Origin of the sequence: Methylomonas sp. 11b, assembly GCF_000515215.1 — a bacterium.
Lineage (GTDB): Bacteria > Pseudomonadota > Gammaproteobacteria > Methylococcales > Methylomonadaceae > Methylomonas.
Window position 1 is genome coordinate 4,936,231 of record NZ_KI911557.1, and the last position, 23,833, is coordinate 4,960,063.

Consider the following 23,833-nt stretch of genomic DNA (forward strand, 5'->3'; position numbering starts at 1 on the left):
GCTTATGGAAAAGCAATGGATAGGCTGCGCACAGGGTAATTTTCGGGTTGGTCGCCCGGCTGGCTTCAAACCGGAAGTCATTGTTCTGCATTCTGCGGATGGCAGTCTGGCAGATGCCAGTATGCGCTACAACAAGCCGGGGGCTTTACAGTCCATGCATTACGCCATCGGCTACAACGGCGAGATTCATCAATACGTCCAGGAAGCCGACACGGCATTTCATGCCGGTTTGGTGGTCAATCCGGCCGCCGAATTTATCAAGCAGCGGCCCAACACCAATCCCAATTTTTTCTCGATTGGTGTTGCCTTAGAAGTGTCGGTGCTTGGCCCGCCTACGGCCACGCAATTAGCGGCATGCTCGAAATTGCTCCGTGAGATTGCCGACCGCTGGCATATCACCGTCGATGGGGATCATGTGATGTCGCATAGCGCGATTCGTGCCTCGGTAAACTGCCCCGGTGCCCGTGTCGATATTGCCAAGCTGATTGCCACTGCGTTGCCCGATCCGGCAGCCGATTTGGTGGCCGGCAAGCAAATCGGCTTGCTGAGTAAAGTAAATCTCCGCAGTCGCGCGTCTGTCAGCGCACCGGTGCTGCGGGTCTTGGATGCCGGCAGTAAAGTCGAGGTCGTCAGCTTTACGGCAGGGGATATGGTATCCGGCAACGGCTACTGGTATCAGGATAAGGATGCTTGTTTTTTCTGGGCAGGGGCCACAGATCGGCCGAATCCGCAAGTGTTGGTAACGCCGAACGAAGGCGAGGCGAGTACCGATACTATGGTGCTCGATGACCAACCCGCCGCTGCGGTCGCCGGTTTGAAGATCAATCGCTCCCGGTTCCGCTTGCCGGCCGGGCAGTTTTTTACCGAGAGGCCGAAAAAAGATCTGATTGTTTTGCACTTCACGGCGGGTTCGTCAGCCAAGTCGGCGTTCGATACCTGGATCGGCGATACGCAACATATTGCCGCAGCCTATCTGGTCGATGTCGACGGCACGGTCTATGAAGTGTTCGATCCGACGCAGTGGGCTTATCATCTGGGGGTGAAGGGATTTAACCGCCGACTGGATCAACGCTCAATAGCGATAGAAATTGCCAATGTGGGGCCATTGCGGCCGGCGGCGGATAATCCGGAGGTCTTGAATTGGTGGCCGCCGCGGCGAGGCCAAACCGAGTTATTCGGTACTAAATACTGCGACAAAATCCAAACCGATAAATATATGCAAACCAGCTATCGGGGCGAGCAGTATTTCGCTACCTTTCCAGCGCAGCAGGTAGAAGCGATTCGCTTGCTGCTGAACGATTTATGCGGGCGATTTTCCATACCGAAAACCTTGCCTCCCAAAGCCAAGCAATTCGAACGCGATCTGGATTTTTTTCAGAGCTATTCCGGCATCGCCAGTCATGTGAATTTTCGTAGCGATAAATGGGATATAGGCCCAGCCTTCGATTGGGCGGCGTTGGCTATTACCAATGCGCACGGCGCCTGATTCGCGCTGGTATAAGCCAATGCCTGGCTGGTGATCAGGTATTTGTGGCTCCTTATCACAAGGTTATTCTCACAACCGATGCGGCCGTCACAGTTCTGCCCGGCCGCCGGCATGAATGTTCGCTGCGGCTGTTAAGATGGTTTAAGTAAGCGGTCAGGCAATTTTGGCCCGGACCGCTATGCTTATTTGGCACACTCTATCGCCTCACCCGCAATTCCAGCAACCCAGGAAATATCATGCCCGAAAAACCATTCTGTATTTTTGTAGTGGATGACGATGCTCTGTTGCGTTTGGTCATAACCGACCAATTGCAGGGGCATGACTATCAACTCCACGAGTTTGCCAATGGCGAGGAATGTTTGGCGGCGATGGATTTGGCCCCCAATCTGATTTTGCTGGATATCGAAATGCCGGGCCTCAGCGGTATCGAGGTTTGTCGGCAGATTCGCGCCGACGGCAATGACGATGTGCAGGTCATGTTTGTTTCCGCCCACGACGATCTGGAGATTTTGCTGACCGCGTTCGATGCCGGCGGTAACGATTTTATTCCGAAAAATGCCAAAAAAGACGTGTTGCTGCGTAAGGTCGATTTGGCTATCGAAGCCGAGCAGCAAAAACGGCAATTGCAATCGCAACTGTCTTATGCGCAAAAAACCGCATTCACCGCTATGTCCAGTTTGGGCGAAACCGGCACGGTGTTGCAGTTCTTACGCTCATCGTTTCAATGCAATACGTTTCAGCAATTGGGTAGTTTGTTAATCGAGACCTTGCAGCAATACGATCTAAACGGTTTGGTGAAATTGACCGATACCGCCAACGAATACGACTTTAGTCCGGAAACAATCTGTACTCCGCTCGAAGCCTCCATCCTTACCTACGTGGCCAAGCTGGGCCGAATTTATCAGGCCGGTGATCGCTTGGTGTTTAATTTTCCGCATGTGACGCTATTGGTGACCGGCTTGGATACCGATGATCCGGATGCGATTGGCCGATTGCGCGATCATCTGGCGATACTTGCCGAAGGTGCCGGTGCCCGCGTCGAAGCCATGATTAGCGAACAACAACGGCTACAGGAAGCGAATGCCCGCCTGGAAGGTGTGAAAGAATTGACCGATTTATTGATCGAGATCGAGGCCAATCAACAAAGCAATCACTCGCAGATGGTGAATTTGGCCGAACAGCACAAAATGAATATGGAAAGCGCCTTTATTCATCTAGGGTTGACCGATAGCCAGGAGTTTTTGCTACATGGTTACGTGGACGAACTCACTTCGCAAATGGACAACCTGTTCGAGAACGATAACCGGCTGGCCTTACGTTTGAACAAAATTGTCGAAAAGCAAAAAGCCTTGCTGTTATCGGCCGAGGATAGCCGCTAAGTACCCGCCTGAATCGCTACCGATCTAATATTCGCACCGAGGATTGCCTATGCAAGCTTTGTTTTCGCCCGCCGTGGCGCTGATGAATCGATTGAGTTTCAGCAAGAAGTTTGTGGTGATAGGTTTTCTGTCGCTGCTGGCGGTTGCCGTGGTGTTTTACGGCCTGTATCAAAGTCTGAATCGGGTGATTCTGGATTCGGAGCGCGAGCTGCAAGGACTGTTACAAATCAAGCATATTACGCAGACCATGCAATTTGTGCAGCAGCATAGGGGCATTACCGTAGCGGTGCTCGGCGGCATAGAGAGTTTGCGCGATAAACGTGACATATCGGAAACCAAAGTCGCTGCGGCCTTATCGGCTTTGGGGCAAACGCTGGTAGCGGATTCGTTGACGGCTGCTGCATACGCGGATATAAAAAACGATTGGGAACAACTCCGGCAAAACGCTGCCAATCTAAGCATTCAAGAAAGCTACCGCTTACACAGCCGTTTGGTAGAGAAGTTATTGGATTTAGAGGAACTGATTGGCGAGGAATCCTTGTTGTTCACCGACTCCAATCTGGATTCCTACCATCTGATCATGCTGGTAACCGAACAAATGCCAAAGGCTTTGGAAGGGGTTGCGCAGTTGCGCGCTTATGGCATTGGGGTACTGACCAAAAAGCAGATTAACGATCAGGAAAAAATCGAAATTTACCTGATTAAGGACAGAATCGAATCCGGCATCAGGGTCATTGAAGAAACGACTCATGACTTTAAACGCTATAAACCGGAACTGCACCCGATACTAGCCAACACCAGGGAAAATATTGTCAATGCAGCCAGTCTGATTACTCAGCATGTAATTGCCGATATTGTTCAGGAAAAATTCTCCATCAATCCGGAATACTTTTATTCGACCGTTACGATAGCGCTGGATGCCGCTTATTCCGAAATTTACGACAGCTTTATTCCGGCAGCCGAACAACTGATCGAGGCTAGAATTGGTGCGGCGAAAACGACGCTAGCGCTGAGCATAGGCATCCCCGGTTTTATATTTATGCTGATAATTTATTTTGCGATTGGCGCCCATCTTGCGGTTAGCCAATACGTAGAGAGGCTGGCGAAAACCGCAAAAGCGTTTTCCGGCGGCGATTTTCAGCAAAGAATGCCGTTAACCATGCGTGATGAAATCGGACAGGTTGCGGAGAGTTTTAACGAAATGGCCGATGGCTTTGCTGCGCTGTTAACCGCGAGGCGCGAGGACGAGATCCGCATCCGTAGTATTGTCGATACTGCTTTGGATGCCTTAGTGCAGATGGATGCCGATGGTTTTATCAACGGCTGGAATCGCCAGGCCGAACAGATATTCGGTTGGCCGGCCGCCGAAGTCTTGGGCCGCCTGTTGCACGACGTGATCATTCCGGAGCGCTATCGGCAAGCCCATCAGCAAGGTATGCGGCGCTATTTGGACATGGGGCGAGGAACGGTCTTGAACCAGCGAATTGAAGTGGTGGCGCTGCACCGCGACGGGCATGAGTTTCCGATTGAATTGGCTATCACGCCCAATAACTTGGGAAAGGCCATCGAATTCAGTGCTTTTATCAGAGACATTTCCGCGCAAAAACAGGCGATACACACTTTGCAAGCCAGCGAGCAGCGCCATCGGGCGCTGTTCGAATCTTCGCGGGATGCACTCATGACCCTCAGTGCCAGCCGTGGCTTTATCTCGGTTAACCCAGCGGCACTCAATCTGTTTGCTTGCCGGGATGAACAAGAGTTTTTAGCGCAAACTCCGGCTTCATTGTCGCCGGAATACCAGCCTGATGGCCGAACATCCAACGAGTTGGCGAGTGAAAAGCTTGAGCTGGCTATCGCCAATGGCTCGGTTATCTTCGAATGGCTGCACAAACGTTTAAACGGCGAAACTTTTTACGCCGAAGTGCAACTCAGCAGGGTGGAGATCGACAGTGAAATTGTAGTGCAGGCTACAGTGCGCGATATTAGCGAAAACAAACGTGCCAAGGCGGCATTAGTCACCAGCGAAGCCAGAACCAGAGCGGTGCTGCGGACTATGTCCGATGCCGTTGTATTGATTGATAGCAAAGGCATCATGCTGCTGGTTAACGATGCCATCGGCGATTTGTTCGGCTACGAGGAAGACGAATTATTGGGGCAGAATGTGAAGATGTTGATGCCGGAGCCTTACTATTCCGAGCATGACGGTTATTTGAGCCGGCATCTGGACAACACCAAGGAACGCGTGATTATAGGCCGGCGGATCGAGGTGGAAGGCAAACGTAAAGATGGACTGCTGGTGCCGATAGAGTTGAGCGTCAACGAATTGATGGATGATTTCGGCAGTACTTACATCGGCGTCATGCGCGACATCAGTCATCGCAAGGCGGTAGAACAGGCGCACGAAGCCGCGCGTTTGGAGGCCGAACACCTGGTGCACATGAAAAGCGAATTTCTTGCCAATATGAGTCATGAAATCCGCACGCCACTCAATGCCATTATTGGTCTGGCCAAAATTAGCCTGCGCGACAATGCCGGGCGGAACATTAAGGAAAACAGCGCCCGTATTTACGATGCCGGCATGCACTTGCTTAGCGTAGTTAACGACATCCTGGATTTTTCCAAAATCGAGGCCGGCAAAATGACCTTGGACGAGCATCCGTTTCGCCTGGATGCGTTGATTCAAGATGCCATCAGCCTGGTGGATATGCGTGCCAAGGAAAAGCAACTCGATTTAATAGTGCATCGTCCCCAAGACTTGCCGGAATGGGTGAACGGCGACCCGTTGCGACTAAGGCAGATTTTGGTCAATTTATTGTCAAATGCCGTGAAGTTTACCGATCAAGGCTATGTCAGCCTGGAAATTTCTCGGCAGAAAGATATGACGGACATCAGCGTGACGGACAGCGGTATCGGCATGACCGCCGAGCAGATTGGTCGTCTATTTACCGCTTTCGAGCAAGCGGATAACTCTACCACCCGTAAATTTGGCGGCAGCGGTTTAGGGTTGGCGATTAGTCGGGATCTTGCCAACTTGATGGGGGGCGATATTGTCGTCAAAAGTACGCTGGGGGCGGGCAGCAAATTCACTTTGAGTGTGCCGCTACCGGCGACGGATGCCGGTGTCGAGCATTCGGCCGATTATCACCAGGACAACGGCGGACGCTTGCGCGGCTTTAAAATATTGGCTGCGGAAGACGTGGCTTTAAATCGATTGGTGTTGGAGGATTTGCTGAGCCACGAAGGTGCGCAGGTAACTTTTGCGGAAAACGGTCAACAGGCGCTGGATCGCTTGGAAGAAGTCGGCTATGCCGGTTTCGACGCGGTGCTGATGGATATTCAGATGCCGGTGATGGACGGTTATCAAGCGGCGCGGCGTATACTGGAAATCGCGCCGGATTTACCTATCATCGGTTTGACCGCTCACGCCATGCCCGAGGAGCGGCAGCGTTGCCTGGAAATGGGGATGCGTGATCGCGTTACCAAACCGATTGATGCCAACGCCCTGGTGGGCGCATTGCGGCAGCATGTGTCGATCATCAAAGTATCTGGTGAAGCCAGTGGAAAGGGCGAGCTCGCAGCGGTAATCGACAGTCCGGAAACGGCAAATGAGGCTATGGCGGCGGTAGTGACCGAAAGCCTGATCGATTGGGAGGCCTTACAGCAGCGTTTTGACGGTCGTCAGGCCTTTATAGACAAATTGATAGACAACGCGCTGGATGGCGCGCAGCACGCTAATGTCGATAAATTAAGACTAGCCTCTCAGCAGCGCGACTATGCCGCAATTAAATTTGTGGCGCATAACTTGAAAGGTTTTGCTGGCATTTTCGAGATTCAGCAAATACAGAGTTTGGCGCAGCAAGCCGAAGTGGCCGCTAAGGATCAAGCCGATGACGCGATTGAACTAGCCGAGAATTTGGCCAATACGCTGGAAACTATTCTGGCGGAGTTGCATAGTAAACGGGCTGTCAATGGTTAGGGCAACTCCGAAACTGTTTTTGCCATCAGCCAATTCGTCATAGTCTCTGGGCTGCCGTTTTCGCGGCAGCAGCGATATTCATTGGGGCGGGTCAAAACCGCGTGGATTAAGTGTTCGTCCGCCGCCTAGGGAATGACTCAATCAACGCTTAATTGAACTCATGTGCTCGGGACGGGGGGCGAAAAAAATGGCGGGTTTATGCAACCCGCCATCAAAACATCCCTGTCGCTAGGAGGAGGTCTGCCTCTCACTAACAAAAGCCGACGAAATCACCTGGTTGATTTGTCATGTTAATGAACGGAACCTCTAAAATAAAACGATATAATGTGATTTTTATATCGAAAGAATAGATTCTCATCGCAACGTCGAATTACAGTATAGGTTAGTAATAAAATTTTGCTTTGAATCCCGGAATTTTTTTAGGAGCAAGCCTATGAATCTTAATCAATTGGAATTGCTGCGAGTTTTGCAGGAAACCGATTGCAATTTGAGCAAAGCCGCGGAAAAAATGCACGTCGTGCAATCGGCGGTCAGCCGGCAACTCCAGTTGTTTGAAATAGAAGTGGGCTCGCCGCTGTTCGTCAGACAGGGCAAAAAGCTGACTGGCTTGACGCCCTTGGGCGAAAAGATCATGGAAGAAGTTGATTTAATCAATCAGGCTAAAAAAAATATCCAACTGATTGCCGACGATTTTCTGGAAAATAGTAACGGCACGTTGAGGATAGCGACCACTCATACGCAGGCCAAATATTTACTGCCGGAACCGATAGGCCGGTTTAGGCGCAAATATCCGGGCATTAAAATCTATATGGTGCAATCGTCGCCGGATAATCTGATTAATTTGTTGCATCGGCATCAAGCCGACATCGCCATCTGCACCGAAAAACTGGATGAAGACGATAAATTAGTGGTTAAGCCCTGTTATCACTGGCATCACGTCGCCGTGGTGCCACTCGGTCATCCGCTGGCGGAAGGCAAAATAAGCCTGCAACGGCTATCAGCCGAGCCGATTCTGACCTACACCCCTGGCTTTACCGGTCGTACCACCATAGAAAAATCCTTTTATAGCGCCCATTTACCATTGGATATTACCTTGGCGGCCGCCGATTCCGACGTGATTAAAACCTATGTGCGCCTGGGAATGGGAGTGGGAATTATCGCCGGTACGGCATACGAAGCAGGCAAGGATGCCGATTTGGTTGCCATAGATCTGTCCGGCTTAATACCCAGTTCCACGACTAAGATTGCTTATCTGAAACAACTTTATGTGCCCAACTACTGTCGTTATTTTATCGATGAATTGTTGGCGGAAGCCGCGCGGAAAAGTCGGGAAAGGGGCGAGGGATTTGACGATTGTTAATCTGTCGGACAATGGATTCGGGTAGTAAGTGTCTGCCGGGTGGGTTTTGCTATTACCCGGTCCTTGCATACCGTTCGCCTTAATGCCCTTGAGGGTACTGGGTCTATCGAAGGGCGCAAGCGGCCTGGGCTTCGACGAGCTTGTATGGTAAAGGTTAAGAGAATCGGGGAGACTTTGGTTGTCGGGATGGAGGGACATCGACAAGCATCTGCTAAGACAGACCTCACTGAGAAATCATCCCATCGCGTCTTCCAGAGTCGATGAAGAATCTAGCGGTTAGACCGCCGATTTGTGCACAAGCTTACTCGGCAGACGCACCACCCCGACTCTCTTATTTTTCAACAGGTGGAGGACGTATGACAAGCGAAATGTTGATCGGTATCGATGTAGCAAAAGATGAACTGGTGATAGATTCAGAGCAGGGTTTGTTGACGCTTGCCAATACGGCAGAGGCCATCAATGCCTGGCTGAAGACGTTACCGACCGGGAGTTATATTGGCCTGGAAGCCACCAGCGATTATCATCAACTCATGGCAGAGCAAGCGGTATTGATGGGCATGGTCGTCTATGTGCTGAACCCACGGGATATGCGCCATTATGCCCTGGGTTTGGGCAGACGGGGCAAGACGGATCGAGTGGACGCCCAAATGATCCGGCGATTTATCACCGCTGAACGGGGTCATTTACGTCCCTATCAACCTGCTTCGGCGATGCAGCACCAAGTGACTTTACTGCAACGGCGCCGTGCGACGGTCGTCAAGCATCGTCAAGCTCTGCAAAAAGCCTTGCGAAGCGTGAAGGAACTTGAAGCGCCACTCATTGATACCGTGGTCGCCTTGGACGGATTGCTCAAGCATATCGATCAGCAACTGGATGACTTATTAACTTTGCAGCCTGCACTGAAAGCCGAGGCCCGACGTCTTGAGAGCATACCGGGTATTGGCCGGCAAACCTCAACACAGCTGGCTGTCTTGTTTGATCGGGTCCCGTTAAGCCGCAGCGATGCCGTAGTAGCCTTTGTCGGGCTGGATCCCCGAGCCTGTGACTCAGGCCAAAAGCGGGGCCGCCGACGCGTATCCAAACGGGGACCGGGTGAACTGAGACGGCTGTTATACAACTGCGCCCAGGCAGCCGCCAAAACGGCTGTGTGGAAACCCTATTACCAAGAGTTAAGAGCCAGAGAGTTCTCGGCAACTCAGGCGCTAGTGATTATCGCCAGAAAATTATTACGCATCGCATTCTCGCTTTGGCAACAAGCCGATGCCCGATTTGACGCTCAGAAAATTGCTTGCCTCAACAATGCAGCTTGACGAAAACCATAGAATCTCAGCCCGAACAGCATACCAGTGATAAAAGGGCCGGGTTAGCAATGTGTGTGAAATCGGGTACTTCACCAGTTTTATTTAACATAGATTAATAAAAAACTATCGGATTTGGAGTCTTGCCAATTTTCTAGCTGTTTGATTGAGCAAAATATTCCTGGTCCGGCTTTAAATTTGCTGACAACTTTCGGTTTACGCCCTGATACCGAAACCATTAAGCCGGCAAATGTCTTTCCCAGCCCATCAATCCCTTCAAGAGCTATACGTCAGTTGCCACGGCGAGTTGGAGACTGTGCTGTATTCGCGACTACGCTGCCGGGAAACCGCCGCCGACATTTGCCAAGAAGCCTTCGTGCGCTTATGCCGCAGCGAGGACTTGAGTGGTGTCGGCAATCTGAAAGCCTATCTGTTCCGTACCGCGCAAAACCTGTTGATTGATTACTATCGCAGTCAGACCGTGCGCAGTGCCGCGATTGTGGAATGGCCGGAGGATACGCCGCCGGAAGTCGAAGACCTGCGCTGCGCGGAAACCGTGGCGCTGGGTGAGCAGGATTTAGATCGCCTGATCGAGGGCATGAGCAACTTGTCCCCGCTGTGTCAGCGGATTTTTTACCTTAACCGCTTCGAGGGCTTGAGGCAGCGCGAAATCGCCGAAATGCTGAACATCTCTCTTCGCACCGTGGAAGAAAACATCAAAAAAGCCTTGGTGCATTGCGCTAAAACGTTGGGCCAATCCACATAGCCACTGTGGTTTAGGCTGCCGGCCTCGTCTATGATATATCTCCCCTTTCGCTCACTCAGGATTTGATGATGTCCACCGAACCGATGCCGGACGATGCCGAGCGCTTGCTGGAACAGGCTTGCGCTTGGCTGAGCCAACTGCATTCCGGTGAGTTTTCCACCTCCGCGCAGCAAGAACTGAATGCCTGGCGGGCCGCCGATAGCACGCACGAACAAGCCTGGCAACGCGCCGAAAAACTGTGGGCGGGCTTGGGACAACTGCGTGGCCGCCGCGTCATTCCCGGTGCGCAACCCTTATCGGGGGAGGGTGGTTGGCAAGCGCACGATGAGGGTGTACGGGTAAGCCGCCCGGTTGCCAAATTGGATTCCCGCCTGCGCGGGAATGACGGCCTTAGGAGTCTTAAAGGTCGCGTCAATACCAGAACCCGCAGCCGCCGTTCTCTCACTTTGGCGGTAGCTTGCTGTGCATTGCTGGCGGTGACGCTGACCGCGCTGTATCCACCGGCATTCTGGCGGGCCGATTATCTTACCGGCAAGGGCGAGCAACGCACCGTAACCTTGGCCGACGGCTCGCGAGTAATGCTCAACACGGCCACGGCGCTGGCGATTCATTTCGACGATAACGTGCGCCGGGTGGAGCTGTTGACGGGCGAAGCTTTTTTCGAAGTGGCTAAAAATCCGCAACGGCCGTTTGTGGTCAGCAGCGCCGGCAGCGAAGTCCGGGCGGTTGGCACTGCTTTCAGCGTCCAGCGCCAGTCTGCGCAAACCCAGGTCGAACTGGTCGAGGGCATCGTCGAAATCCAGGATGCCCAACAGCACCGCGAACGGCTGACAGCCGGACAATCGGCTTTGATAAGCGGCCACGCTATCGCCTTACAAGCCGCAAAACGGCCCGAGAATATGGCGCTGTGGCGCGACGGCTATCTAGAGTTTGATGGTTTGCCGCTGCACCAAGCCGTCGCGCAAATCAATCAATACCGGCCCGGACGAGTGGTGTTGCTGAATCCGGCCCTGGCCGACAAGCGGATCAGCGGTTTGTTTCGGTTGGACGCGCTGGATCAAGCCATCGCCAGTTTAAACGCCGCCGTGCCGGAGTTGCAGATTGTCAGCGTCACGCCGTATTTGGTCGTTCTGCGTTAGGCGCTGTTACTTCCCCCATTGAAAAACTACCCATGGGAGCATAAAGGGGAGCCAGGGGGATTTATCCAAAACTAGTCAAGCAAATGCCGTCCAGAATTAACAACGCCATCTCAAATTTCTATTGCCAATTTCCCCGATAAAAAAATTCCCTAACCGCCTGATGTGGGTTTTTAAATAGTTTCCGTCTTAACTAACACCAGCCCGAATGCTGCCGCGTAACCAGACCGAAACCAGGAGAATCCATGCTCAACGCAAAGTATTGCAAAACCGTCTCAGGCAACAAAAGCCGGCACCATGCCGCCAAAGCTGCGTTGCTTGCGGCGCTAATGTCCCAAACCGCCCACAGCGATACCGCCGGCAAACAGCATTTCGACATCCCTGCCCAGTCGTTGAATCAGGCCTTGCTGATGTTCGGCAGGCAAAGCCAGCAACAACTGATGTACGGCACCGACATCGCCGACAACCTGCGCAGCCGTAACTTGCAAGGCGACTATACCGCTGACGAAGCGATCAGGATTTTATTGGGCGATGCGCCGTTACAAGCCGTGACGACCGGCGAAGGGGCTATCACCTTGCAGCCGCGAGCGGCGGAACTGCACAACAATCTGGGGCCGCAGACTATGCCGGCGGTGCAAGTGGTGGGGAAGGCAGTTTATGATGCCACCGATCCTTATAATCCGGATTACCGTTTGCCCAACGCAATGACGGCGACTAAGACGGATACGCCGATTATGGAAACGCCGATGTCAATAAAAGTCATACCCCAACAGGTATTAAAAGATCAACAGGTTGTTTCTATCGACCAGGCACTACGTAATGTTAGCAGTGTTACAAACGGTGCGGAAATCAATAAACAGTTCTTCATTCGGGGATTCGAGACTTTCAATTACTACCGAGACGGTTTTCCTTTTATCAATAATTGGCACCACACCGAAGAGCTTGCCAATATTGATCGAGTTGAAGTTTTAAAAGGGCCTGGCTCAATTCTTTATGGACGGGCCGAGCCTGGCGGGATAATTAATTTTGTTACCAAACAGCCATTGGATACGCCGTACTACAGCCTTCGTCAGCAATTCGGCTCTTATAATCATTATCGGACAGATATTGATGCTACAGGGCCATTGACTGAGAATAAGGACTTGGCCTATCGGATAAACTTTGCTTATCAGGCTAATGACTCCATCACCGAATTTGCAGGTGGTGAGAGAACATTTGTCGCGCCAATGTTGCGATGGAATATTTCCGATAAAACTGTTTCAACGTTTAAATTGGAATACAGCAACATCAAAACATTCGGACGAAATCTATTACTGCTAAATTCGGATGGATCACAGATTGGAGGAGGCAATCGTCGCCAAAATCTCAGCGACCCATGGGATTTTAGTGAAGAGGAATACATCATGTTCGCCATGAATACCGATCATCGATTTAACGAAAACTGGACGTTGCATCACCGTTTTAACGCCAGTTTCAGTGAGCAAACATTGCGCCAGATCAATGCGACAGGGCCGGTCGCCGCAAATGGTGATGTCAGTAGGTTTTTCTTTCAGCAAAATGCCAATGGTGATGATTATTTTAATAATTTTTATAACTCGCTGGAGTTAAGCGGTAAATTTACTACTGGAGATTTCAAGCATACGCTATTAATCGGCGGAGACTACATGCGTACGGATTCCAGAGCAACAATGGGGCCTGTGTTTGGCTTTTCGCCTTCAGGCACCAACATCAATAACCCTTTTCATTTTACAGAAGCACCCGCCATCACTCAGTTTAATACATTCGGTTATACACAACCTTGGTTTGGAGTATATGGCCAAGACCAAATTGAACTGCCCTATCATCTACATTTATTGGCCGGGTTGCGCTATGACAATGCCGAAACCGGTGGCGATTCGGCTTTCGGTGCTTTTGGAGACAACACCAAAATCATTAATCCGACTATTACCGATGATCGCGTTTCGCCCCGAGGCGGCATACTTTGGCAAGCATTACCTGAGCTATCGCTCTACGGCAGCTATACCGAAAACTTTGGCGCCTCTAACGCCGCTTATGTTACTCAAAATGGAGAACGCTTATCGCCTCAAACGGCACAACAATGGGAGACCGGGGTAAAAACTGAATTATTCGATGGCCGTTTCACAGGGACTCTAGCGTACTATGATTTGAAGAAACAAAATTTACCCATGCAGGTAACACAAGCAGGCAACTCTTTTCGAGCTGTCGGCGAAGCAGAAAGTCGCGGTATCGAGCTAGATTTTAGCGGAGAAATTCTGCCTGGGTGGCGGGTGATAGGCGCTTATTCCTATATGCCGTTTGCCAAGACATTGAAGGACTCCGAGACAGCCGGCACAATCGGAAAACGCCTACATAATGCTCCTGAACATAACGGTAATTTATGGACTACCTATGAATTTCAAGATGCTAGCCTGCATGGGTTAAAACTAGGAGCTGGCTTGCAAGCTGTCAGCCGTCGCGAGATTGGTTTCACTGAATCCATCAAAGCACCTGGCTATGCAACACTGAATCTGATGGCTAGTAAACTTTGGAAAGTCTGCGATACTCGTGTCACAGCCCAAATAAATGCCGATAACCTGCTCGATAAAACCTATCTGGGTGGGCTCTACACCTTTGGAACAGCAGTTTACGGCGCGCCAAGAACATTCGTTGGTTCTATTAAAATTGAATATTAATATTTACCATAGATTCAACAATATCAACTCGGTAAGTTGGGTTTGCGTAGGTTGGGGTGAGGCACGAACCCCAACATTGATGGCATTCAAATGACCAATGGCTTTATTTTCTCGTTGCCGATGGTGTGCTGGTGGTTTTATGGCTGTCGTTTTGGGGGTTCCTGTCGTCTCGGCAATCGCTCCCTGCATGCCCTGCCTGCTGCATGACTCAGAGGGATATGAGGAATGCAGATATTGCAGGAGCAAATGTCTGTCCATGCACCCAAGCCCAACCCTGTTTATAGCAATCCATGGCGTCCAATTTCGGGACGTTAGGCTGTGTCGGGCCTGATTTTCGCTGGAAGACATGGACTTCATGCCTTGTAGCCTGGAGTGAATGGTGTTTTGCGATTCACGAAAGCTTCGTTAGCTTGGGTGTATACCAAAATGCCTTGGCTGCAAGGCTTTTAGCCTGATTCGCAAGGCTGTGGTGGTTCGCTCCCAAGCTAAAATGCGAGGGTGTAAGAATTTTTGTGTAAACGGCCCTGAGGTAGGAAACGAGGGTGTAAGAATTTTTGTGTAAACGGCCCTGAGGTAGGAAACTACCGATCCTGACAAGGAGGAAACCATGACCGTATCATCAAAAGCCATACCGGATGACCTACTCGACGCCTTGATGTCGCACTATCAAAAACCCGAGGACCTGATCGGTGCCAATGGTCTGCTGAAGCAGTTGACCAAAGCGATAGTCGAACGGGCCCTGGAAGCGGAAATGACCGCGCACTTGGGCCAAGTGTAAGCATGAGGCGGTGACCAACGCCAGCAGCAATGCCCGAAACGGCAAAAGCCGGAAAACGCTGAAAGGTGACTTCGGCGACTTGCCTATCGAGATTCCCCGCGACCGTCATGGCGAATTCGAACCGCAGATCATTCCTAAGCATCAACGGCGCTGGACCGGTTTCGACGATAAGATCATTTCGTTATATGCCCGAGGACTGACGGTACGGGAAATCCAAGCCCATTTATTCGAGCTTTACGGCACCGAGGTATCCCCCACCTTGATTTCCTCGGTGACCGACGCGGTACTCGAAGAGGTGGGCGTCTGGCAAAGCCGCCCGCTGGATCCGATTTACCCGATTGTGTACCTCGACTGTCTGCATACCAAAGTGCGCGATAGTGGCAGCGTGCGGGTCAAGGCCGTCTATCTGGCCATCGGTGTCAATCTGGACGGCCACAAAGAAGTGCTGGGGCTGTGGATTGCCCAAAGCGAAGGCGCCAAATTTTGGTTGCAAGTGGTCACCGAGCTCAAGAACCGTGGCGTCAACGACATCTTTATCGCCTGTGTCGATGGTCTGAAGGGATTTCCGGAGGCTATCGAAACCGTGTTTCCCAAAGCGGCCGTTCAACTGTGTATTGTCCACTTGGTCCGTCATAGCCTCAACTATGTCAGCTACAAAAGGCGCCAGTCGGTTGCCGACGACCTCAAGCAGATTTATCGAGCCGCAACGGCGAGGGAAGCCGAGCAAAAGCTGACCGAATTCGAGGCCAACTGGCTGGAGACCTATCCCACGATCGCCCCCATCTGGCGACGAAACTGGGGGCACATCATCCCTTTTTTTGACTATCCGCCCGAGATTCGCAAGGTGATCTACACCACCAATACCATCGAATCGGTGAATCGAAGTCTGAGAAAAATCATGAAAAACCGCGCGGTCTTCCCCAGTGATGACGCCTTGTCCAAACTGCTCTATTTGGCGTTGCGCAATATCAGCCAAAATTGGACCATGCCCGTCTACGATTGGAAAGCCGCTTTGAATCGGTTTAGTATTCAGTTCGAAGATCGCTTCCCTAGCCATTAAACCAAACTACCGTTTACACAAAATTTGGGACACTCCCTCTGCACGCCATCGGTTAGGGTTCTGTAAAGGATAAGGTATTTGCCCGATATAAAATACCGTAGCTCTGGTGCAATATCCGGGCGTTAGCGACCCTTCTGCGGATTGTCCGCCAGCATGATGAAACGATGTTCCATGTCATCCAATACTCTATCAGCCGCAGGGGGATTGTCTTGGGCAATGTAGAGCCATATTTCAATTAAATCCTCTTCTGATTGAGCCGTACGCTGAACGATACCCATGGATAGTTTGCCGTACTATTTAGCGGATGATGCAAGGCGTTTTCTGGCTTCCATTTTAATGGCATCCATATCGGTAAATTTTCCAGAGCCACTATCAATACCTGCCTGCCAAAGACTTTTCAGAACTTGAAGTTCACTTTGCTGCAATGACCGATTAGTTTTCCAGTCACGCAATGCTTCACGGATGAGTTCGCTGGAACTGGCGTATACACCACTTTCAACACATTGCCGCACAATAGCAGCCATTTCGGGTGTTAGAGCGATAGATGTTTTTTCGAGGTTGGTCATGTTTATTACCTCTAGGGATGTTGGTAGTAATGTTTCACACTATCCGCAAATCATTCTTGAGCACCTACCGATTTTGGGTTCCGGTCGGCAACCTACGCTCTGTTGGCTAGATCCATACGCTGATTCCTCGCAAGTTTGGATGGTGCGAATAGTCCAAGCCCTTAATAGATCGCGTTTTAGCAAATTCCCTTTGGGCTTCTTACGAATTTACTCTGCTACGGATGTTAGACCCTAACCGAATTGCCATCAAAGTTTAAGACTGGCTTTTAAATACAACACAGCCAACAGCAAATACACCACAAAGCTCAAACCCAACAGCCAGGGCTTGCCTTTAGGCCTAGCCCACGCCGGCAGATGCGGCGGCAGCATTTTGTGGTTGATCAAATACAACGCCACCGGAAACATGATAGTGCCGCCAAAGCCGATGATGGCGCTGGTCAGGATCAGCGGGCCGGGGGCGTCGAGTTGCATGGTCAGCGAAGTGATGACGGTCAACAAACCCAGGAAGATGTAATACCAGCGGCGGGCCGGCAGGCGGCGGCTTTTCGGAAACAGCGTCAGCACGATGTCGGCCTGGATGCGGCTGACCGCGTCGGCCGTGGCCAGCCAGGTGTCGGTCAAAAACGCCGCCGCCACCACTAAAAACAGCAGACGGCCGATCTCGCCCCAACTCACCGCGAAAAATTGGCTCTGCACTACCGCAAGTTCGTACTCCTGCGGCAGCAAGCCTTTCGGAAACAGCAAAGCATAAGCCAGCAAGCAGGTCATCAATGTGGTGAGTAGATTGCCGATAATGCCGACGAGAATGTCAGCGCTCAAAAATCGCCGCCAAGTTGACCAGTTTTTCGCGCTTTCAGCTTCGTCTTGCGGTAGAAAACCGTCGCTGAGCACCGCTTCTTCGGCGCCGCCCAAACCGGTGATGCGGCCGACTAGGCCGGCCATCCCCGCGCCCTTGTCGCGTAGCCAGTAGGAATAAAACAAAATCCAGAAACCGCCCAGACCGGCGAAAGTGATCGCAGTCAATAACTTGCTGGCATCGCCGCTTTCCCAGGGACGCGGCATCTCGCCGACCGGGCCGAGCAGGCCGAGGCTAAACGCCGGCAGCGCCTTAAGCACATCGCTTTGCAGGCAGGCCGACAACAAACCGATCACTGTCACGACCGCGACCAGCTTCATGAAGCGTTCTATCAGCGTGTAAACCACGCCGCTGGCCAGGATCGCGGTGACGAACACCGCAATCGAGGCGTAGCCCCAAAACAGGCTTTGCCCGCGCTGCGTCCAACCGGTCGGCCAATGCGTCAGTTCCGCCATCGCTGTGCCGCCGGCGGAGGCAAAGGCGCCAAACCATAAAAACGACACCGTCATCAGCAACCACAGAAAAATGCCGAAGCCGCGATGCAAGCGAATAAAACCGTGGAAGATGCTTTCGCCAGTCAACATCGTGTAGCGACCGATTTCCAGGTTCAGGGGATATTGCAGTAAACAGGCCGGCACCAGCAACCACAAAAAAGTCAGACCGTATTTGGCGATCATGTACGGCCACCAGATTAACTCGCCGCTACCTTGCGCCAATGCCATCCACACCACACCAGGGCCAAGCGCAGCCCACCAGCCGGGAAATGTGGGGACACTGTGGCGAGGTAGAGATTGCAAGTCGGTATTGTTCATGGTTTTAAAAACGTAAGCCGCAATAGAAAAGCCGCCATTTGCGCAAATTTGCTCGGTTTTGGCAAATCCGCTTGATTCCAGTTTGTCAGATTACCGTTAAAGCCGTCATTCCGGCGGTTACGACGCGGCTTAGTAAGATTTGAGCACGCAGAGTTGATAACCTAGCGATTATTACTGGTGGGTTATCGAATTGGGACGGCAGTGCTTTTTCAACGTTTCTTGGAAATTTGTTTGGGTGAGACGCCGAAATATTTACTAAAAGCCAGGCTGAAGTTGCTGGCATGTCGGTAACCCACCAGCTCCGCTACTAGGCTGATAGGTTGCAGAGTTGACGCCAGTGCGCGATAAGCATGCTGCATTCTGATCTCGGTCACGATGCCATGCGGGGTGTTATTAAAGTAATGCTGGAACAGATTTTTTAACTTGAATGGGGTGATGCCCAGAGTTTTTGCCAGGTTTTCCAGTGAGGGCGGATCTTGGTAATGCAGTTCGAGGATCTCGCGGGCTTGCTCGGCCATGTGCCGGCTGGCTTGATCGAATCTGGAATAGCCGTATTTTTCAGGTTGGCAGAGTCCGCTAAGTTCGTTAGCCAGTATCGTCATGACCTGGCCGTTTAACGTTAGCGGTGCTAAAGGGGCGCTGAGGTCGCAGCCGAGCAATTGCCGGGCAGCAATTACGCTTTGATGCGAGGTTGGCCGGCTGCTCAACAACTGCAGCGCATTTTTCTGGAAAAAAAACGCCGATTCATCTTCGCCCAAATAGCGGTCCATCCAGCGCTTGCCGATTGAAAAACGTAGTTGCTTTATGGGTTTATGCGCTTGGTACTGGCGTTCGCCGCTACTGCTGTCGAAACTGGTGATCGTGGTATTGCCTTCGCTAAATGTCAGCTCATGCTTCTTGCTGTCGATGAAGCGGGTGTGGCCGGTTATTCCAAGAGTTACTACCAGGCGTGGTTCGCCGAAATCGATTTTGCTGGCGATAGCCAGATCGTGCAGTGGTTTATAAGTAGTTTCTATGTAGCTAAGTGAGGGATCGAGCTGGAAAATCAGCGATTTACCTTCGCCAAGCTGAGAGGGCAAGGACTGATGCCAGCAATGCTGTTGCGGAACACGCTGCATGGGCAACTCGTCGGTGTTCAGCCTTTTGTATCCCGCCTTTTTTGCGTCTGTCATGTCCTGAAGTTTCCTTGCCTAGAGGATTTGCCCGCCTCGGTTGGGCATACGACTTACTTTTACAATAATTTGTGACATAACACTAACTTTTATCATAAATCAGTTTGAAACGGTCTGCTTTACCGGGCGAATTGGATGCGTGTTTTTCCTATCTTGTTGTTTTATAGGTTTTATTAAATCGGTGGCATAAGGATTGATAGTTGGTTTTTGGGTTGCTTAACTACTTAAGCCTCAGATTGCGCGGAATCGCAATCAGCAGGAATAGTTAGGGGTAATTCGCCAATCACAAAATAACTATCAAGATCTTCGAGAGGACACGATGAAAAACGTTAAATATCTATTGCTCGCCGCCACGCTGGGGCTGTCTAGCCAAGTTCAAGCCGCGCCAGGTTGTAGCGCCGCTAATTTGAACGGCAGCTATGTTCTATATCAAAACAGCGTGGCTCTGGCTAATCTGCATACCGGACGTTGTGAAATTACTGTTCTGAACGGCGTAGTTGGCGGTTCCTGCGCGTTCACTACCACGCAAAGCGGGGTGATCACGCCAGGTTTCGCCGGCCCGGTCAGCGGCACCGCCACCATGAACACCGATTGCTCGGCCGTGGCGCAATTAGATTTTTCGCCTGCGCCGAATGTCACCGTGCAATCATTCTTTGATTTGCAATTTACCCCGGACAAACAATCGTTTATCGGGCAATGGACCAATAATTTCGGCTTACTGGGCACTTCCGCCGGTACCCGTTTCTCGCCGTTCCTTCCCTCCACACCAGCGCAATAAGGCCTGCTTATTATGATAACTAAATCTTTAAAGCTGGCCTTGGCGGTTACTACCGCTCTATTGGCGCCCGGCGCTAACGCGGCGGTTTACAATTTTGTGCAAACCGGTTTCGACGATGGGGCGACTATTTCCGGTAGTTTTACTGTTAATGACGTCAATAACTCCGGGCAGATTAACGTAGGAAGCGCCAATTTCGGTATGAATTTCAATGAAATCTCGGCGTTTTCTTTGTCGTTCTCGGGTAACTCTATCGTCGCAGCGTTTACTCACAACTTGGCCGATTTGTCGGCGATGGTCTACAACCTAGGCAGCCCGTATCTCGGCGACGAGATTTATGGTGCTCAACAGGAACTGATCGCTACGAATTACTTCGGTACCACCGGTTTTGATTATTACAGTGGTATGGGCTTTGGTGGTTTCGGCGGCGCGGTATTCGATAAAGCTGCCAATGCGACCTCTTACAGCTACGAATTGGTGTCGGTCACGCCGGCCGCCGTGCCGGTACCTGGTGCGGTCTGGTTGTTTGGATCGGTGCTGGCGGGGTTTGTCGGTATGAAGAAGCGTAAAGCTTGATTGTAAGTTGCGATAAGCCTGGATAGCAAAAACGCCCGCTAAGGGCGTTTTTTTAGTTATTGACCGGCTCTTGCCGAAGTGGGTCGCGATTAATTCGCAACTGTCAGGCGGGTTTTTGCAGCTTTTTCAAAATGCTTTTGCTGATTCGCTCCACAAAGTCTTCGGGATTTTCGTAGTCATGCTCCCGGATAAACTCCACGACCGATGTCACCAATTTTTTGGTGTCCGTGATTTCCTGGTGCGATCTGCCGCAACCTTCGCAGTGGGTGCCTTCGGATGTGCATTGGTCGATACAAGGTTGATATTTCATAGAGTGTTCTCGAAGGTTAATTGCTAAATGATGATTATTGTAAGTTGCGGCAGCGAGTTACCGCAAAACTTAACACCTACTTCGGGTCTTTCGATTCTGACGTTTGGCAAATTGCTGCTGACGCTGCTTTGATAATTTTCGTCATTACAAGGTAACAGATTGAAATTCATCAACTATTCAGTTAAATAACATAGTTCAATAACTTGAATTAAATAATTCTAATATTACAATATAGTTCGCTTTAATTTGTTATAGCCAATTGACCAGCTGAGGCCTACGGCCTGGTCGATCTTAAAACTGTTTCATGACTTCCGAGAATTCCAGCTTTTTTGACCGTTTCAAGGGCGGAAAAGTCTTAATGATCGTTGCTCGGAGCTATAGCAAATTAAAGATATTTTTGACTTTCGAAAGGCGAATTATGAAAACAATCTGCGCAGACCATAAGCAAACGGACCGGCATGCTCTCACTTCAGCAAAAACAGAACTTGCACTGCTTTGCTTGTTGTGCACTGGCGTGCTTTTCGGCTTTACGACGGTGGTTAACGCCGATGAAGAGATCCCTGATACTTTGGGTGACGACGTGGTTTTGGAAAAAGTCATCGTCACCGACAAGTTTCCGGGGGTAAAGGCCCTAAATGCTTCGGACATGGAAGCGGATATTCTGACTAGCAAACGCGCGGCAATTAGTGATACCGCCAAACTACTGGAAGATACGCCGGGGGTAAGTTTATACGGTGCTGGCGGCGTGTCCAGTTTGCCGGTGATCCACGGCTTGAACGATGACCGGGTGAAAATCGACATCAATGGCATGACGTTGACTTCGGCTTGCGCCAACCACATGAATCCGCCGCTTTCCTATATCGACCGCAGCAATATCGGTAAGATCACCATTTTGACCGGGGTGACGCCGGTGAGCTTGGGCGGCGACAGTATCGGCGGCACGATTTCGGTACAAACGCCGGAACCGGTTTTTGCGGAGCCGGGCAAGGATATTTTGCTAGACGGCAGCGTCTCGTCGTTTTACCGCAGTAACGGCGACGCCTTCGGCGGCAGTATCGCCGCCGGCGTGGCGACACAAAACGTGCGGCTGGACTATACCGGTTCGCACACCGAAAGTATGAACTACAACGACGGTAACGGCCAGATCGTCAAATCTACCGCTTACGAGAATCAAAACCACTCGGCGGCTTTGTCGTTCAAAACGGATAAGCATTTGGTGGTGATCCGCGGCGGTCAGCAGCATATTCCGTTCCAGGGCTTTCCGAATCAACGGATGGACTTGACCAACAACGACAGCATCTTCGGCAATATCATGCACAAGGGTAGTTTCGAGTGGGGTTCGCTGGAGAGCAAATTCTATTTCGAAAGTACGCAGCACAGTATGGATATTGGTGAAGACAAACACAGTCAGTTTCTCGACGGCACGGCTAGCGGCGGCACATTCGCGCCGCCCAACGATCGCATGCCGATGGAAACCCGCGGCCGCAACCTGGGTTATAAAATCCAAGCAGAAATTCCGTTCAACAAGCGCGACACCTTCCGCGTCGGCAACGAATATCACAGCAATAAAATCAACGATTATTGGCCAGCGGTACACAGCAATACCAGCATCGCCGCCAACAATACCGACGCCCGTAGCGCTTACTGGATGATGGCGCCGGAAGCGTATCTGAACATCAACAATGGCGAACGCGACCGGGTGGGATTTTTTGGCGAATGGGAAGCGAATTGGGATGCGAAATGGCGTAGTTTGTTAGGTCTACGCTACGACCACACCACCACCAACACTGGTGATGTTCAACCCTACAATCCCGATTTAATCAACACCGGCGCGGCGCGTACGGTGGATAGAGCCGGGGCGATTACCGCGTTAAATGCCGCGAATGCCTTCAACGCCCGCGACCGCGAGCGCAGCACCGATACCTTTGATGTGACGGCGTTGGTGCAATTTACTCCCAACGACATGAGCCAATACGAATTGGGTTACGCGCGGAAAAATCGAGCGCCCAATTTATATGAGCGCTATGTCTGGGGCGCGCGCAATATGGATATGGCGATGATAGGCTGGCATGGTGACGGCAACGGCTACGTCGGCAATGTGGATTTGACCGAGGAAACTGCACACACTGTGAGTTTAACCGCCGCATTCCACGAGCCGAAAAATAATCTGTGGGAGTTCAACGTCACGCCGTATTTCACCTACGTGAATAACTTTATCGATGCCGACCGCTGCGTCAGCGCCTCAAATGCGGCAGCCAGCGGTTGCAAAGCGACGCCGCAAACCGCCACTAACAGCTTCGTCTATTTGCAATACGCCAATCACGATGCCAGGCTGTGGGGTATGGATGTGTCAGGTCGGGCACGGTTGTATAAAGACCCAACCGTTGGTGAATTTGCGACGCATACCACCATGAGTTATGTGCGCGGCGAGCGCATGGATGGTGGCAATCTGTATCACATCATGCCGTTCAACATGAAACTGAGCCTGGACCACCGTTTGCACGACTGGCAAAGCGCCATCGAAATGCAGTTTGTCGACGGCAAGGATGATGTGCAAGCCATCCGCAACGAAACCGAGACTGCGGCTTATATCCTGTTAAACGCCAGAACGGGCTACGAGTGGGGCAAGGTACGTTTTGATGTGGGATTGGATAACGTGCTGGACAAGCAGTATTACCATCCTTTGGCCGGTGCTTATTTGGGCGATCGCTATGGGATGAATCCGACCGCGCCGGCCAACGTCACGGTGCCATGGGGCAGAAACATCGCCGGCATGGGACGTTCGGCGTTTGTGGGTTTGACGATCAAATTCTAATTCCACCAAACCTATCAAC

Annotated in this window: 16 protein-coding genes and 1 pseudogene; 12 read left to right on the plus strand and 5 right to left on the minus strand. The window is 51.3% G+C overall.

Features of this window, described 5'->3' with window-relative positions; all coding sequences use genetic code 11:
• The first annotated feature begins 4 nt into the window (after window positions 1–4).
• From METH11B_RS0123670 to METH11B_RS0123715, 9 genes and pseudogenes are all read left to right on the plus strand, one after another.
• A complete protein-coding gene (locus METH11B_RS0123670; protein WP_026604160.1) occupies window positions 5–1,486 on the plus strand; it encodes an N-acetylmuramoyl-L-alanine amidase in 1,482 nt (493 codons plus the stop codon).
• A gap of 236 nt (window positions 1,487–1,722) precedes the next feature.
• Entirely contained in the window at window positions 1,723–2,865 is a 1,143-nt protein-coding gene (locus METH11B_RS0123675; protein WP_026604161.1) for a response regulator, read from the plus strand.
• Between the two features lie 49 nt (window positions 2,866–2,914).
• The gene (locus tag METH11B_RS28120; RefSeq protein WP_026604162.1) at window positions 2,915–6,841 is read left to right on the plus strand and encodes a PAS domain S-box protein; all 3,927 of its coding nucleotides are present in this window, start codon (window positions 2,915–2,917) and stop codon (window positions 6,839–6,841) included.
• 433 nt (window positions 6,842–7,274) lie between these two features.
• Complete coding sequence (locus METH11B_RS0123685) at window positions 7,275–8,201, plus strand: LysR substrate-binding domain-containing protein (protein ID WP_026604163.1); 927 nt, start codon at window positions 7,275–7,277, stop codon at window positions 8,199–8,201.
• Between the two features lie 356 nt (window positions 8,202–8,557).
• Complete coding sequence (locus tag METH11B_RS0123690) at window positions 8,558–9,511, plus strand: IS110 family transposase (RefSeq protein ID WP_026604164.1); 954 nt, start codon at window positions 8,558–8,560, stop codon at window positions 9,509–9,511.
• Window positions 9,512–9,749: 238 nt separating this feature from the next.
• Window positions 9,750–10,265 carry an RNA polymerase sigma factor gene (locus tag METH11B_RS0123695; RefSeq protein WP_026604165.1) on the plus strand — a complete coding sequence of 172 codons (516 nt, stop codon included), beginning with the start codon at window positions 9,750–9,752 and terminating at the stop codon, window positions 10,263–10,265.
• Window positions 10,266–10,333: 68 nt separating this feature from the next.
• Entirely contained in the window at window positions 10,334–11,404 is a 1,071-nt protein-coding gene (locus METH11B_RS0123700) for a FecR family protein (RefSeq protein WP_036278227.1), read from the plus strand.
• Between the two features lie 242 nt (window positions 11,405–11,646).
• Window positions 11,647–14,094 carry a TonB-dependent siderophore receptor gene (locus METH11B_RS0123705; RefSeq protein ID WP_026604167.1) on the plus strand — a complete coding sequence of 816 codons (2,448 nt, stop codon included), beginning with the start codon at window positions 11,647–11,649 and terminating at the stop codon, window positions 14,092–14,094.
• Window positions 14,095–14,701: 607 nt separating this feature from the next.
• Window positions 14,702–15,932: pseudogene (locus METH11B_RS0123715) on the plus strand (IS256 family transposase).
• 122 nt (window positions 15,933–16,054) lie between these two features.
• Here the strand turns inward: METH11B_RS0123715 and METH11B_RS28875 are convergent.
• The 4 genes from METH11B_RS28875 to METH11B_RS0123735 all read right to left on the minus strand — a co-directional run bounded on the left by METH11B_RS28875 (window position 16,055) and on the right by METH11B_RS0123735 (window position 19,338).
• Entirely contained in the window at window positions 16,055–16,210 is a 156-nt protein-coding gene (locus tag METH11B_RS28875; RefSeq protein WP_081733870.1) for a type II toxin-antitoxin system RelE/ParE family toxin, read from the minus strand.
• 15 nt (window positions 16,211–16,225) lie between these two features.
• A complete protein-coding gene (locus METH11B_RS0123725) occupies window positions 16,226–16,498 on the minus strand; it encodes a type II toxin-antitoxin system ParD family antitoxin (protein WP_026604168.1) in 273 nt (90 codons plus the stop codon).
• Window positions 16,499–16,744: 246 nt separating this feature from the next.
• Window positions 16,745–18,166: an Nramp family divalent metal transporter gene (locus METH11B_RS0123730; RefSeq protein ID WP_026604169.1), complete on the minus strand. Its 1,422-nt coding sequence runs from the start codon at window positions 18,164–18,166 to the stop codon at window positions 16,745–16,747.
• A 209-nt stretch (window positions 18,167–18,375) separates the two neighbouring features.
• Window positions 18,376–19,338: a helix-turn-helix transcriptional regulator gene (locus METH11B_RS0123735; RefSeq protein ID WP_026604170.1), complete on the minus strand. Its 963-nt coding sequence runs from the start codon at window positions 19,336–19,338 to the stop codon at window positions 18,376–18,378.
• A 319-nt stretch (window positions 19,339–19,657) separates the two neighbouring features.
• Between METH11B_RS0123735 and METH11B_RS0123740 the strand changes: the two genes are divergently transcribed.
• Window positions 19,658–20,116 (plus strand): hypothetical protein, encoded by a 459-nt coding sequence (locus METH11B_RS0123740; protein WP_026604171.1) that lies wholly within the window; start codon window positions 19,658–19,660, stop codon window positions 20,114–20,116.
• 12 nt (window positions 20,117–20,128) lie between these two features.
• Window positions 20,129–20,689, plus strand: a complete 561-nt coding sequence (locus METH11B_RS0123745) for a PEP-CTERM sorting domain-containing protein (protein WP_026604172.1) — start codon at window positions 20,129–20,131, stop codon at window positions 20,687–20,689.
• A gap of 103 nt (window positions 20,690–20,792) precedes the next feature.
• On the opposite strand, the gene METH11B_RS0123750 is transcribed toward METH11B_RS0123745, so the two are convergent.
• Complete coding sequence (locus METH11B_RS0123750) at window positions 20,793–20,999, minus strand: DUF1289 domain-containing protein (RefSeq protein ID WP_026604173.1); 207 nt, start codon at window positions 20,997–20,999, stop codon at window positions 20,793–20,795.
• Window positions 21,000–21,417: 418 nt separating this feature from the next.
• On the opposite strand from METH11B_RS0123750, the gene METH11B_RS0123760 reads away from it, so the two are divergent.
• On the plus strand, window positions 21,418–23,814 hold the full coding sequence (locus tag METH11B_RS0123760) for a TonB-dependent receptor plug domain-containing protein (RefSeq protein ID WP_231499662.1): 2,397 nt from the start codon (window positions 21,418–21,420) through the stop codon (window positions 23,812–23,814).
• Window positions 23,815–23,833 lie beyond the last annotated feature (19 nt).